A 12,634-nucleotide genomic window follows, 5' to 3' on the forward strand; every position below is an offset into this window, starting at 1 on the left:
GCCTATTCTCGCCGATCCAGGCCACGCAAACACCCATCAAGCCGCGATTTTCCGAGCACATCAGACGCCCGCTCATCGGCACGCGACCAAAGTTTTGCACGGGACAAATTGACACACCCACGGCAGCGCTTTTAACCTAGCGTCCAGCCATTGTAAATTGGTCTTACCAATTATCCAATGCCAGTGCCTGACCAACAACAATTAGGGGCCACCCCATATGCAAACCTGGCAACAACTCTATAGCCCGCTTGGTAGTCTTGGCCTGTCCGCACTGGCGGCGGTCATCCCTATCGTGTTCTTCTTCCTGGCCCTCGCCGTGTTCCGCCTCAAGGGCCACGTAGCGGGCAGCATCACCCTCGCGCTGTCGATCCTGGTGGCGATCTTCGCCTTCCAGATGCCTGTCGACATGGCCCTCGCCGCCGCAGGTTACGGCTTCCTCTATGGCCTCTGGCCAATTGCCTGGATCATCGTTGCCGCGGTGTTCCTGTACAAACTCACGGTCAAGAGCGGCCAGTTCGAAGTAATCCGCAGCTCGGTGCTGTCGATTACCGACGACCAGCGCCTGCAAGTACTGCTGATCGGCTTCTGCTTCGGTGCCTTCCTGGAAGGTGCGGCAGGCTTTGGCGCACCGGTGGCCATCACTGCCGCACTGCTGGTGGGCCTGGGCTTCAACCCGCTGTACGCTGCCGGCCTGTGCCTGATCGCCAACACCGCGCCAGTCGCCTTCGGCGCCTTGGGCATCCCGATCATCGTGGCCGGCCAGGTCACCGGTATCGACGCCTTCCACATCGGCGCCATGACCGGCCGCCAGCTGCCGCTGCTGTCGCTGTTCGTGCCGTTCTGGCTGGTGTTCATGATGGACGGCCTGCGTGGCGTGAAGGAAACCTGGCCTGCCGCCCTGGTCGCCGGCCTGAGCTTTGCCGTCACCCAGTACTTCACCTCGAACTTCATCGGCCCGGAACTGCCAGACATCACCTCGGCACTGGCCAGCCTGATCTGCCTCACCCTGTTCCTGAAAGTCTGGCAGCCCAAGCGTGCGTTCAGCGAGGCCAAAGGCAGTGTCGGCGCAGCCGTTGTGCAGCCAAGCGGCAGCCAGCCTAGCCCGTACAGCTTTGGCGAGATCTTCAAGGCCTGGTCGCCGTTCCTGATCCTCACCGTGCTGGTCACCATCTGGACCCTGAAGCCGTTCAAGGCGGCTTTCGCTCCGGGCGGCGCGATGTACAACTTCGTGTTCAACTTCGCCATCCCGCACCTCGACCAGCTGGTGATCAAGACCGCACCGATCGTTGCCGCGCCGACCGCCATGCCGGCGGTGTTCAAGCTCGACCCGATCTCCGCCACCGGCACCGCGATCTTCCTTTCGGCGCTGATCTCGATGGCGGTGCTGAAGATCAACTTCAAAACTGGTCTTACCACTTTCAAAGAAACCTTCTGGGAACTGCGCTGGCCGATTCTGTCGATCGGCATGGTGTTGGCTTTTGCCTTCGTCACCAACTACTCGGGCATGTCCTCGACCATGGCCCTGGTGCTGGCCGGTACCGGCGCCGCGTTCCCGTTCTTCTCGCCGTTCCTCGGCTGGCTGGGCGTGTTCCTGACCGGCTCGGACACCTCGTCCAACGCCCTGTTCAGCTCGCTGCAGGCCACCACCGCGCACCAGATTGGGGTCAACGACACCCTGCTGGTGGCAGCCAACACCAGCGGCGGCGTAACCGGCAAGATGATCTCGCCGCAATCGATCGCCGTGGCCTGCGCCGCTACCGGCCTGGTCGGCAAGGAATCCGACCTGTTCCGCTTCACCGTCAAGCACAGCCTGTTCTTCGCCACCATCGTCGGCCTGATCACCCTGATCCAGGCTTACTGGCTGACCGGCATGCTGGTTCATCACTAAAGTGAAAGGGGCCGGGCGCCGTCGCGCGCCCGGCACTCCCACAAGCAACGCTGCGAGAATCCATGATCATTTCTGCCTCTACCGACTATCGCGCCGCGGCCCAACGCAAGCTGCCCCCCTTCCTGTTCCACTACGCTGACGGCGGCGCCTACGCCGAGCACACCCTGCGCCACAACGTCTCGGACCTGGCCGGCATCGCCCTGCGCCAGCGCGTGCTGAACAACATGTCCGAGCTCAGCCTGGAAACCAAGCTGTTCGACGAAACCCTGAGCATGCCGGTGGCCCTGGCCCCGGTCGGCCTCACCGGCATGTACGCCCGCCGTGGCGAAGTGCAGGCCGCACGCGCGGCCGCCGCCCATGGCATCCCGTTCACCATGTCGACCGTGTCGGTGTGCCCGATCGAAGAAGTGGCGCCCGCCATCAACCGGCCAATGTGGTTCCAGCTGTATGTGCTCAAGGACCGCGGCTTCATGCGTAATGCCCTGGAGCGGGCCAAGGCCGCCGGCGTCAAGACCCTGGTGTTCACCGTGGACATGCCCGTACCCGGTGCCCGCTACCGCGACGCCCACTCTGGCATGAGCGGCAAGAACGGCCCGCTGCGCCGCGTGCTGCAAGCCATGACCCACCCCGAGTGGGCATGGGACGTGGGCGTGATGGGCCGCCCGCATGACCTGGGCAACATCTCCAAATACCGTGGCAACCCCACCGGCCTTGCCGACTACATAGGCTGGCTGGGCAACAACTTCGACCCGTCCATTTCCTGGAAAGACCTGGAGTGGATCCGCGAGTTCTGGGACGGCCCGATGATCATCAAGGGCATTCTCGATGCCGATGACGCCCGCGATGCAGTCAAGTTCGGTGCCGACGGTATCGTGGTGTCCAACCACGGCGGCCGCCAGCTCGACGGCGTGCTGTCCAGCGCCCGTGCCCTGCCGGCCATTGCCGACGCGGTCAAAGGCGACCTGAAGATTCTGGCCGACTCGGGCATTCGCAGTGGCCTGGACGTGGTGCGCATGATCGCCCTGGGTGCCGACACCGTACTGATCGGCCGTGCCTTCCTCTACGCCCTTGCCGTGCATGGCCAGGCCGGTGTGAAAAACCTGCTTGAGCTGTTCGAAAAGGAAATGCGCGTGGCCATGGTGCTGACCGGTGCCAAGTCGATCAGCGAGATCACCCGCGACTCGCTGGTACGCGAACTGGGCGCCTGAACGCCTGCAAGAACCACCGCCTGAATGACCCGGGGCATGTAGCGCACAGACGCCACAGCCCCGCGAGGAGACTGCATGAGCCTGCCCGCCGCGTTCCTGCGTGATGCCGAGCGCCTGATCCCCGCCGAACGCCGCTTCGACGACCCCACTTCCACCCTGGCCTTCGGCACCGACGCCAGCTTCTACCGCTTGATCCCCAAGCTGGTGGTGCGCGTCGAGTCCGAGGACGAAGTGGTCGGCCTGATCAAACTGGCCCAGCGCGAGCGGGTGCCGGTCACCTTCCGCGCTGCCGGCACCAGCCTGTCTGGCCAGGCCATCAGCGACTCGGTGCTGATCGTGCTTGGCGATAACTGGAACGGCCGCGAAATCCGTCGCCAGGGTGAGCAGATTCGCCTGCAACCCGGCGTGATCGGCGCCCAGGCCAACGCCTGGCTGGCCCCCTTCGGGCGCAAGATCGGCCCCGACCCGGCCTCGATCAACGCCTGCAAGATCGGCGGCATCGTCGCCAACAACGCCAGTGGCATGTGCTGCGGTACCGCGCAGAACACCTACCACACCCTGGCGGGCCTGCGCCTGGTGCTGGCCGATGGCACCCGCCTGGACAGCGAAGACCCGGCCAGCGTCGCCGCCTTCGAAAGCAGCCACGCCGAGCTGCTGGAAGCACTGGCCCGCCTGGGCCGCGAAACCCGCGCCAACACCGCGCTGGCCGAGCGCATCCGGCACAAATACCGGCTGAAGAACACCACGGGCCTGTCACTGAACGCACTGGTGGACTACGACCAGCCGCTGGACATCCTGCAGCACCTGCTGGTCGGCTCGGAAGGCACGCTGGGCTTCATCAGCGCCGTCACGTACGACACCGTGCCCGACCACCCGCACAAGGCCAGCGCCCTGCTGGTGTTCCCCAGCGTCGAAAGCTGCTGCCGCGCGGTACCCGTGCTCAAGCAGCAGCCGGTCTCGGCCGTGGAACTGCTCGACCGCCGCAGCCTGCGCTCGGTGCAGAACATGCCCGGCATGCCGCTGTGGGTAAAAGGCCTGTCGGACAATGCCTGCGCCCTGCTGATCGAATCCCGCGCCGCCAGCCAGAGCCTGCTGCACGAGCAACTGCAGCAGGTGATGGCCTCGATCGCTGACTTCCCGCTGGAACAGCAGGTGGACTTCAGCGAAGACCCGGCCGTGTACAACCAGCTGTGGAAAATCCGCAAGGACACCTTCCCCGCCGTCGGTGCCGTGCGCCAGACCGGCACCACAGTCATCATCGAAGACGTGACCTTCCCCGTCGAGCAACTGGCCGAAGGCGTCAACCGCCTGATCCAGCTGTTCGACAAGCATCACTATGACGAAGCGATCATTTTCGGCCACGCGCTGGAAGGCAACCTGCACTTCGTCTTTACCCAGGGGTTCAACAGCGCCGAAGAAGTCGCCCGTTACCAGGCGTTCATGGACGACGTGGCGCAGCTGGTGGCGGTGGAGTTTGGCGGCTCGCTGAAGGCCGAGCACGGCACAGGCCGCAACATGGCACCGTTCGTGGAGCTGGAATGGGGCCACGATGCCTACCAGCTGATGTGGAAGCTCAAGCGCCTGCTCGACCCCAACGGCATCCTCAACCCTGACGTAGTGTTGAGCGACGACCCGGATATCCACCTGAAAAACCTCAAGCCGCTGCCTGCCGCCGACGAAATCGTCGACAAGTGCATCGAGTGCGGCTTCTGCGAACCGGTGTGCCCGTCCAAGGGCCTGACCCTCAGCCCGCGCCAGCGCATCGTCATGTGGCGTGACATCCAGGCCAAGCAGCGCGCCGGCATCGATACCCGTGAACTGATGCAAAGCTACCAGTACCAGGGCATCGACACCTGCGCCGCTACCGGCCTGTGCGCCCAGCGCTGCCCCGTCGGCATCAACACCGGCGAGCTGGTGAAGAAACTGCGCAGCCAGGCCGCCGACCACGCTAAAACCGCCGACTGGCTGGCCGAGCATTTCCACACAGCCCTAAGCGGTGCGCGCCTGACCCTGACCGCCGCCAACACCGCACGCAAGCTGCTAGGCGCCCCGCGCCTGGGCCGCCTGAGCGCCTCGCTGAGCAAAGCCAGCAAAGGCCGCCTGCCCCAATGGACCCCGGCCATGCCGCAACCGCTGCGCCCGCTGGCCTTCGGCGCCACCAGCAACGACGCCCGCCCCCGCGTGGTGTACCTGGCCGCCTGCGTCTCCCGGGTAATGGGCCCGGCCTATGCCGACCGCGAGCAAAGCTCGTTGCTGGACAAAACCCGCGCCCTGCTGGAAAAGGCCGGTTACCAGGTGGTGTTCCCCGACAACGCCGACAGCCTGTGCTGCGGCCAACCGTTCGCCTCCAAGGGCTACCCCGAGCAGGCCGAACACAAACGCCAGGAGCTGATCACCGCCCTGCTGCACGCCAGCCGCGGCGGCCTCGACCCGATCTATTGCGACACAAGCCCCTGCACCCTGCGCCTGGTGCAGGACCTGGGCGACACCCGGCTGGACCTGTACGACCCCGTGCGCTTCATCCGCACCCACCTGCTCGACCGACTGGAGTTCACCCCCCAGGACGAACCGGTAGCCGTGCACGTGACCTGCAGCACCCAGCACCTGGGCGAAAGCCAGGCCTTGATCGACCTCGCGCGGCGTTGCAGCAAACAGGTGGTGATCCCGGAAGGCATTCACTGCTGCGGGTTTGCCGGTGACAAAGGCTTTACCACCCCCGAGTTGAACGCCCACTCGCTGCGCAGCCTGAAGGACGCCGTGCAGTATTGCAGCGAAGGTATTTCCACCAGCCGCACCTGCGAGATTGGCCTGTCGAGCCACAGCGGCATCGACTACCACGGCCTGGTCTACCTGGTAGACCGCGTCACCCGGCCACGCAGCCTCTAACGCGTTGATATAGGTGGGGAGCGCTGTGTAGGAGCGGGTTTACCCGCGAAAGGGCCGGCCCTGCTGGCCAATCTCCACCCGCTGTCCACCGTCGCAGCCACCACCGCATTCGCGGGTAAACCCGCCCCTACACCGATTGGTGGTGCCCACACATCGGTGGTTGTACACAGCCCCCCCGTAGGAGCGGGTTTACCCGCGAAGAGGCCGGCCCTGCTGGCCAATCCCCACCCGCCGTCCACCGTCGCAGCCACCACCGTATTCGCGGGTAAACCCGCCCCTACACCGATTGGTGGTGCCCACACATCGGTGGTTGTACACAGCCCCCCCCCCGTAGGAGCGGGTTTACCCGCGAAGAGGCCGGCCCTGCTGGCCAATCTCCACCCGCCGTCTACCGTCGCAGCCACCACCGTATTCGCGGGTAAACCCGCTCCTACACACAGATTGATGGTGGACACACATCGATGGTTGTACACAGCCCACCGTATCCGCGGGTAAACCCGCGAACACCGGCAACGCCGGTGCCATCCCCACCTCAATATCGCCCCGCCACCATCCCGATTGAACCCCCGCCAATCCCCCGCAGTCCACCTTACAGGCCCACCTTCCAGAGGCCCCAGAGGAGACACCCATGAAAGGTACCGCACTTTCGGCCCTGTTCGCGGCCGCCACCCTGCTGGCTTCGCCGGTGTTCGCCGCCGATGACCTCTGCGCCGCCAACCTGCAAAAGATCGACGACAGCATGGCCACCGCCGGCGCCACTTCCGAAGGCCTGGACAAAGCCATCACCGAGCACGTCGACAAAGCCAAGGCCGCCCAGGCCTCGGGCGACACCAAGGAATGCATTGCCATTACCAGCAAAGTGCTGGAGCGCCTGGAAAAAACCGAGAAAGGCAGCGGCAGTAGCAGCGGCGGCGCATGAGCCCGCAAGCGGGCGACTGGACCGGCTGTCGACGTCGCCCGCGCAATGGCGTATACTCCGTCCTACGCGCCGTAAGGTGCGTTAGCCAAAAGCTAGTGCGGGGCCGATTAGGATTCGACGCCGGTAGCGAAACTCTAGGTGCATGCCGAGTTGGTAACAGAACTCGTAAATCCACTGTTGCAACTTCTATAGTTGCCAATGACGAAACCTACGGCGAGGAATCCTACGCTCTCGCAGCGTAAGTGACCTTTGCTTCTGGTAGCTTCGGCTCCAGCAATCACTAGGGGATGCCTGTAAACCCGAAATGATTGTCATACAGAACAGGATCGTCGCGTAGCACGTTGTGGGCGAAGTGACTAAAACTTACACAACTCATCCAAAGCACCCTGCCCGTCGGGCGGCTGCGGATTAAATCAGTAGACACGGCTAAGCATGTAGTACCGACAGCGGAGTACTGGCGGACGGGGGTTCAAATCCCCCCGGCTCCACCAAATAATCATCTAAAGACGTCCACGGACGTCTTTTTTTGTGCCTGAAAGCCAGTAAATACGGGGCTTTCAAAGCCATCGGCGTCCACGGACGTCCATGAGCAGCTACACCTTTTGGCATTCCAAATGGCATTCCAAGCCCGTAAGTGCTAATTTTTGGAATGCCAAAATCAAGTCTGGAATGCCAATGTGCGCACAAGCTACCCGCCTCTCTGAACTCAAAATCAAATCTGCCAAGCCTGCTGAAAAGGACTACGTCCTATTTGATGGCGGCGGACTTCAAATGCGAGTGAGAAGCAATGGCTCTAAGCTGTGGAACTTCAACTATCGACACCCTGTGACGAAGAAGCGGATCAACATGGGACTGGGAACCTTCCCCGAAGTCTCGTTAGCGCAAGCACGTAAGGGTTCCGTTGAAGCGAGGGAAGCACTTGCCCACGGCATCGACCCTAAAGAGAAACGGGATGCTGTGCTGCAAGCGAAACAAGCTGCGACTGACCACACATTCCAGAATGTGGCGATGTCCTGGTATGAGCTGAAGAAAGATGCTGTGACGCCAGCCTACGCGGAGGACATCTGGCGCTCGCTAACATTGCACATATTCCCGGACTTGGGCGCCACACCGATCTCAGCCATCAGCGCACCGCGAGTCATCAACCTGCTCCGCCCACTCGAAACCAAGGGCAGCCTTGAAACCGTGAAGCGGCTGACGCAGCGGCTCAACGAGATCATGACCTACGGGGTCAACTCGGGACTGATTCACGCGAACCCGCTCAGCGGTATCCGCTCCGTCTTCAAGAAACCGAAAAAGAAAAACATGGCGGCACTCCCCCCCGATGAGCTGAAAGAGCTCATGGTGGCAATCGCCAATGCCAGCATAAAAAGAACAACCCGCTGCCTGATCGAGTGGCAGCTCCACACCATGACCCGGCCAGTCGAGGCAGCAACCACTCGCTGGGCAGATATCGACATCGAGAAGAAGATCTGGACGATCCCTGCGGAGCGCATGAAGAAGCGCCGAACGCACATTGTCCCGCTCACGGAGCAGTCTCTCGCGCTCCTGGAAGCGATCAAGCCCTACAGTGGACATCGGGAGTATGTGTTCCCCGCAGACCGAAACCCTCGTACCCACTGCAACAGCCAAACCGCCAACATGGCACTGAAACGCATGGGTTTCGAAGGGCGCCTGGTAAGCCATGGGATGCGCTCTATGGCAAGCACCATCCTCAATGAGCACGGCTGGGATCCTGAATTGATCGAGGTTGCGCTTGCCCACGTCGATAAAGACGAGGTACGTAGCGCGTACAATCGAGCAGATTACATAGAACGCAGACGCCCCATGATGGCGTGGTGGAGCGACCACATCCAGGAAGCTGCTACAGGCAACCTGTCGGTGTCAGCCATCAGAGAAAATCAAGATAAAAAAGTCGTCTCGATACGTTGACCCAAAGTCAGCCCCTAGCCCAAAGCGGGCTACGGACATGATGCTACCTCACAGGGTTGCCGATGGTGACCCATGTGCTGTGGTTCACTTGGATCACTTTTCGCTCAGGACCGCGAGCGTCCCAGTTCCTCATAATTTAATTATCGACCTTCCTCGCCCTTCTCAAAGCCTGAGGGACCACTTTCCGGTTACGTCTACAGCGCTAGATTAATCGAAATTGGATCCAAAAATATTTCAAACCTATATCACCTCAATGAACACCCCGCAGTATCGACTGCTGCAGGGGGATTTGGCGTGCCAGCTTCTACCTCGGCACGCTCATCACTTGAGAGGATCTGCGTATGTATACACCTTGCCCAAGCTGTAACTCTGGACGCGTCATCACTAAAAATATCGGCAAACAAACGGGAGGTTTGATTGGTGCCGCAGGCGGTGCAGCCAGTGGCGCCGCCGGTGCCCTGTCAGGTGCGGAAGCTGGCGCGGTACTGGGTGTAGTCGGTGGGCCGGTGGGCATTGCTATCGGCAGCATCGCCGGGGCGATTTTGGGTGGCCTGTTTGGCGGGGTCGCTGGCGGCATCGCCGGAGCCACGCTGGGCGAGCAGATCGACGACAAGGTGCTGGCCAATTACCAATGTCTGGAGTGCGGTTACAGCTTCAGCGCCAGCCGTTAAGCCTTTGTGAACAGGCGTCGCTCGTTGATGAAGCGACGCTCTTTCCCCTTCATCTGTAAGGAATCATTCTCATGGCTCATCTCGTTGATACCATGGCCTACGCTGGCGCTACTCCCTGGCATGGCCTGGGCAACAACCTGCCCCGCAAACAACCTATTGAGGTCTGGCAGAGCGAAGCCGGCATGGACTGGCAGATTCTCGAAAGCCCGGTGCATTTCAAGTCGGACGCAGTCGGCCACCTGGGCACCATCCATTCTTTCCCCGAACAAAAAGTACTCTACCGCTCAGATACCAAGGCGCCGTTGTCGGTGGTCTCAAAGCGCTATCACACCGTACAACCCCGTGAGGTATTAGAGTTCTACCGCGACCTCACCGAGGTGTCCGGCTACGAGTTGGAAACCGCAGGCGTGCTTAAAGGCGGGCGCAAGTTCTGGGCGCTTGCACGTACCGGGCAAGGTGCAGTGCTCAAGGGTAACGATCAGGTCAACGGTTACCTCCTGCTCGCCACCTCCTGCGACGGCACCCTGGCCACTACCGCCACACCGACCACGGTGCGGGTGGTGTGCAACAACACCCTGACCATCGCCTTGGATGGCAGCAGCCGCGCTATCAAGGTGCCACACAACACTCGCTTTGACCCGGCGACGGTGAAAAAGCAGCTAGGCATCGCCGTCTCTGGCTGGGACGAGTTTATGTACCGCATGAGGGCTTTGGCTGAACGCAAGGTGCAGTGGCATGAGGCACTGGGTTTCTTCATGAACGTGCTTTGTGAAACCACTCCGACCGCTGCTCTGCCGGAGGTGCTGCCCAATGAGCGTGCCCTGCGCAAGGTTCAGGAACTGTACGAAGGGCGTGGCCGGGGTAGCCAGATTGACTCGGCACGCGGCACCGCCTGGGGTCTGCTCAACGCCGTGACCGAATATGTCGACCACGAACGCCGTGCGCGCAGCAACGAGTACCGCCTGGACTCAGCCTGGTTCGGCCAAGGGGCGCAAATCAAGCAACGCGCTCTGGATGCCGCTCTGCAACTCGCCGCCTAACTCTAACTCACATCAACCCTTGCGCCCGGTCAGCCTTGTGCTGGTCGGGCGTTTTTATGTCTGCCGGTGAATACGATGAAAGCAACGTCATTGAATAGTAGCACCCGTAAGAAACACACTGCCCTGCGCCTGGTCAGCACCAAGGAGCTGCCCCGCGAGGACTGGTTGCAGATCCGCAAGCAAGGCATCGGCAGTTCGGATGCCGCCGCTGCGGTGGGCCTGAATCCTTACAAGTCGCAGTTGGAGCTGTGGCTAGAGAAGACCGGTCGCGATGCTGGGCTACCGAAGGCCGATCCTCACGATGAGCAAAGCCCGCTGTACTGGGGCAATGTGCTGGAGCCCATCGTGGCTTGGCACTACAGCAAGCGCAGCCAACACAAGGTTCGACGGATCAACGCTGTACTACAGCATCCCGATCCGGCGCTCCCCTGGATGCTCGCCAATATCGACCGCGAGGTGATCGGTGCCGACGATGTTCAGATCCTTGAATGCAAGACTGCCGGCATAAACGGGGCACGCCTCTGGAAAGAGGGCGTGCCCGAATATGTGCAATTACAAGTCATGCACCAGCTCGCAGTCACTGGCAAGCAGGCCGCTGATGTGGCCGTGCTGCTCGGTGGCCAGCATCTGGAAATCCATCGCATCACACGCGACGAGGCGCTGATTGCTCGACTGATTGACCTAGAACGGCTGTTCTGGGATTACGTCGTCAGCGACACCCCTCCACCGGCCGATGGCACAGCGTCTGCGGAAGCGGCATTGCGCTGCCTCTACCCCGAGGATAACGGACAGACGCTGGACTTCAGCCAGCACACGGCGCTGACCAGCACCTTCCTGGAACTCAAGTCTGTTCGTCAGCACATTGCTCAGCAGGAAATGCGTGAGGCGCAGCTCAAGCAGGTTCTGCAGCAGGCCATGGGGGAAGCCACCGGTGCAGAGTTTGCCGAGGGCTACATCAGCTGGAAGAAATCCAAGGACAGCATTGGTCTGGATGTCGAACAGATGCTCAAAGACAAACCCTACCTGCAGGCTCGCTACCCCAAGGCCAAAGCAGGCACTCGTCGCTTCCTGCTCGCCTGAAACAACCTGCTCACCCTAGCCACCCGGACCGTTTACGTCCCGGTGGCTTTTTTATTTTCAGATCAAGGAGCACCACCATGCTCAAAGGTTTAGCCATCACTCCGCCGGTACTCGGGCGCATTTCCATCGGTAAGGTCGTCGAGAAAAACGGCAAGCGCCTGCCCGAGAAAGATGATCAGTTCACCATCACCTCGCAAGTCCAGAGCCGTGACGGCTGGTTACTGCATCCACTCAATGAGGAACTGCGTGATGGCCAGGATGGCAAGCTGCGCAGCATTCCGATCCGATTGCTGTTCAACGAACCGGATCTCAACTTTCGCGCGGACTACAGCCTGTTCGACCGTACCACCGGCAGACCGTTATGCGTCGGCAACGGTGAAACGTGCAAGCGTCTGACCAAGGACGGCATCCAGTCGCTGCCCTGCCCTTCACCCGATGGCTGCCCAATGGCCCAAGGCAATGCATGTAAGCCTTACGGTCGGCTGAACGTGGTGATTGGTGATGACGACCCACTGGGCAGTTTTGTCTTCCGGACCACTGGATTCAACAGCATCCGCACCTTGGCAGCGCGCCTGCATTACCTGCAAGCCATCTCTGGCAATCGCCTGGCCTGCCTGCCATTGGAGCTGCGTCTGCGTGGCAAATCCACCCGTCAGAGCCACGGCACGCCGATCTTCTACGTCGATATCACGGTGCGCAGTGAAATGAATTTAGAGGACGCCCTATTGGCAGCCAAGCAACTGGAGGAAACCCGGCAAGCCTCGGGCTTTGACCAGAGCGCCTTGGATCACGCAGCCCGGCAAGGTTTTAACAATGGCGCTTTTGAAGATAGCGAGGAGGACTCTGGCGCCATTGTCGAGGAGCTCTTTCCCACTGCGGAAACCCCACCCAGCAACGCAGAGGCCCAACCGGCAGCGCCGTCAAAGCCCTCACTGACTCAGAAGCTGGAGGCTCAGGCTATCGAGCACAGCACTAGGCCTTCCGTTCAGTAACGCTCTGCTCAACCTCCC

The 12,634-nt window shown here is 61.5% G+C and carries 9 protein-coding genes and 1 other RNA gene; all 10 read left to right on the forward strand.

The window, feature by feature from the left end; genetic code table 11:
- The first annotated feature begins 217 nt into the window (after positions 1 to 217).
- The 10 genes from KW568_RS25140 (at position 218) to KW568_RS25185 (ending at position 12,616) form a co-directional block, all read left to right on the forward strand.
- Positions 218 to 1,888: a lactate permease LctP family transporter gene (locus tag KW568_RS25140; protein WP_003249910.1), complete on the forward strand. Its 1,671-nt coding sequence runs from the start codon at positions 218 to 220 to the stop codon at positions 1,886 to 1,888.
- A 62-nt stretch (positions 1,889 to 1,950) separates the two neighbouring features.
- Positions 1,951 to 3,096 (forward strand): FMN-dependent L-lactate dehydrogenase LldD, encoded by a 1,146-nt coding sequence (gene lldD, locus KW568_RS25145; RefSeq protein WP_003249907.1) that lies wholly within the window; start codon positions 1,951 to 1,953, stop codon positions 3,094 to 3,096.
- A gap of 75 nt (positions 3,097 to 3,171) precedes the next feature.
- Positions 3,172 to 5,982 (forward strand): FAD-binding and (Fe-S)-binding domain-containing protein, encoded by a 2,811-nt coding sequence (locus tag KW568_RS25150; RefSeq protein ID WP_004575777.1) that lies wholly within the window; start codon positions 3,172 to 3,174, stop codon positions 5,980 to 5,982.
- Positions 5,983 to 6,610: 628 nt separating this feature from the next.
- Positions 6,611 to 6,901: a hypothetical protein gene (locus tag KW568_RS25155; RefSeq protein WP_004576166.1), complete on the forward strand. Its 291-nt coding sequence runs from the start codon at positions 6,611 to 6,613 to the stop codon at positions 6,899 to 6,901.
- Positions 6,902 to 7,000: 99 nt separating this feature from the next.
- Positions 7,001 to 7,392: a transfer-messenger RNA gene (gene ssrA, locus KW568_RS25160) on the forward strand.
- Positions 7,393 to 7,576: 184 nt separating this feature from the next.
- Positions 7,577 to 8,833, forward strand: a complete 1,257-nt coding sequence (locus tag KW568_RS25165) for an integrase domain-containing protein (RefSeq protein ID WP_103091557.1) — start codon at positions 7,577 to 7,579, stop codon at positions 8,831 to 8,833.
- 341 nt (positions 8,834 to 9,174) lie between these two features.
- Complete coding sequence (locus tag KW568_RS25170; RefSeq protein WP_043935923.1) at positions 9,175 to 9,504, forward strand: hypothetical protein; 330 nt, start codon at positions 9,175 to 9,177, stop codon at positions 9,502 to 9,504.
- Between the two features lie 71 nt (positions 9,505 to 9,575).
- Positions 9,576 to 10,544 (forward strand): DUF932 domain-containing protein, encoded by a 969-nt coding sequence (locus KW568_RS25175; RefSeq protein ID WP_103091556.1) that lies wholly within the window; start codon positions 9,576 to 9,578, stop codon positions 10,542 to 10,544.
- Positions 10,545 to 10,619: 75 nt separating this feature from the next.
- A complete protein-coding gene (locus KW568_RS25180; RefSeq protein ID WP_103091555.1) occupies positions 10,620 to 11,624 on the forward strand; it encodes a YqaJ viral recombinase family protein in 1,005 nt (334 codons plus the stop codon).
- Between the two features lie 77 nt (positions 11,625 to 11,701).
- On the forward strand, positions 11,702 to 12,616 hold the full coding sequence (locus KW568_RS25185; protein WP_103091554.1) for a hydrolase or metal-binding protein: 915 nt from the start codon (positions 11,702 to 11,704) through the stop codon (positions 12,614 to 12,616).
- Positions 12,617 to 12,634: the final 18 nt, after the last annotated feature.

This window comes from Pseudomonas sp. HD6515 (genome assembly GCF_024971855.1).
In the GTDB taxonomy this organism is placed as follows: Bacteria; Pseudomonadota; Gammaproteobacteria; order Pseudomonadales; family Pseudomonadaceae; genus Aquipseudomonas; species Aquipseudomonas alloputida.

What these genes read in the sequence shown, in the direction of transcription:
- KW568_RS25170 (WP_043935923.1), top strand. Translation starts at nt 9,175, where the DNA reads ATGTATACACCTTGCCCAAGCTGTAACTCTGGACGCGTCATCACTAAA.
- KW568_RS25150 (WP_004575777.1), top strand. Translation starts at nt 3,172, where the DNA reads ATGAGCCTGCCCGCCGCGTTCCTGCGTGATGCCGAGCGCCTGATCCCC.
- KW568_RS25180 (WP_103091555.1), top strand. Translation starts at nt 10,620, where the DNA reads ATGAAAGCAACGTCATTGAATAGTAGCACCCGTAAGAAACACACTGCC.
- KW568_RS25165 (WP_103091557.1), top strand. Translation starts at nt 7,577, where the DNA reads ATGTGCGCACAAGCTACCCGCCTCTCTGAACTCAAAATCAAATCTGCC.
- KW568_RS25185 (WP_103091554.1), top strand. Translation starts at nt 11,702, where the DNA reads ATGCTCAAAGGTTTAGCCATCACTCCGCCGGTACTCGGGCGCATTTCC.
- KW568_RS25155 (WP_004576166.1), top strand. Translation starts at nt 6,611, where the DNA reads ATGAAAGGTACCGCACTTTCGGCCCTGTTCGCGGCCGCCACCCTGCTG.
- KW568_RS25140 (WP_003249910.1), top strand. Translation starts at nt 218, where the DNA reads ATGCAAACCTGGCAACAACTCTATAGCCCGCTTGGTAGTCTTGGCCTG.
- KW568_RS25175 (WP_103091556.1), top strand. Translation starts at nt 9,576, where the DNA reads ATGGCTCATCTCGTTGATACCATGGCCTACGCTGGCGCTACTCCCTGG.
- lldD (WP_003249907.1), top strand. Translation starts at nt 1,951, where the DNA reads ATGATCATTTCTGCCTCTACCGACTATCGCGCCGCGGCCCAACGCAAG.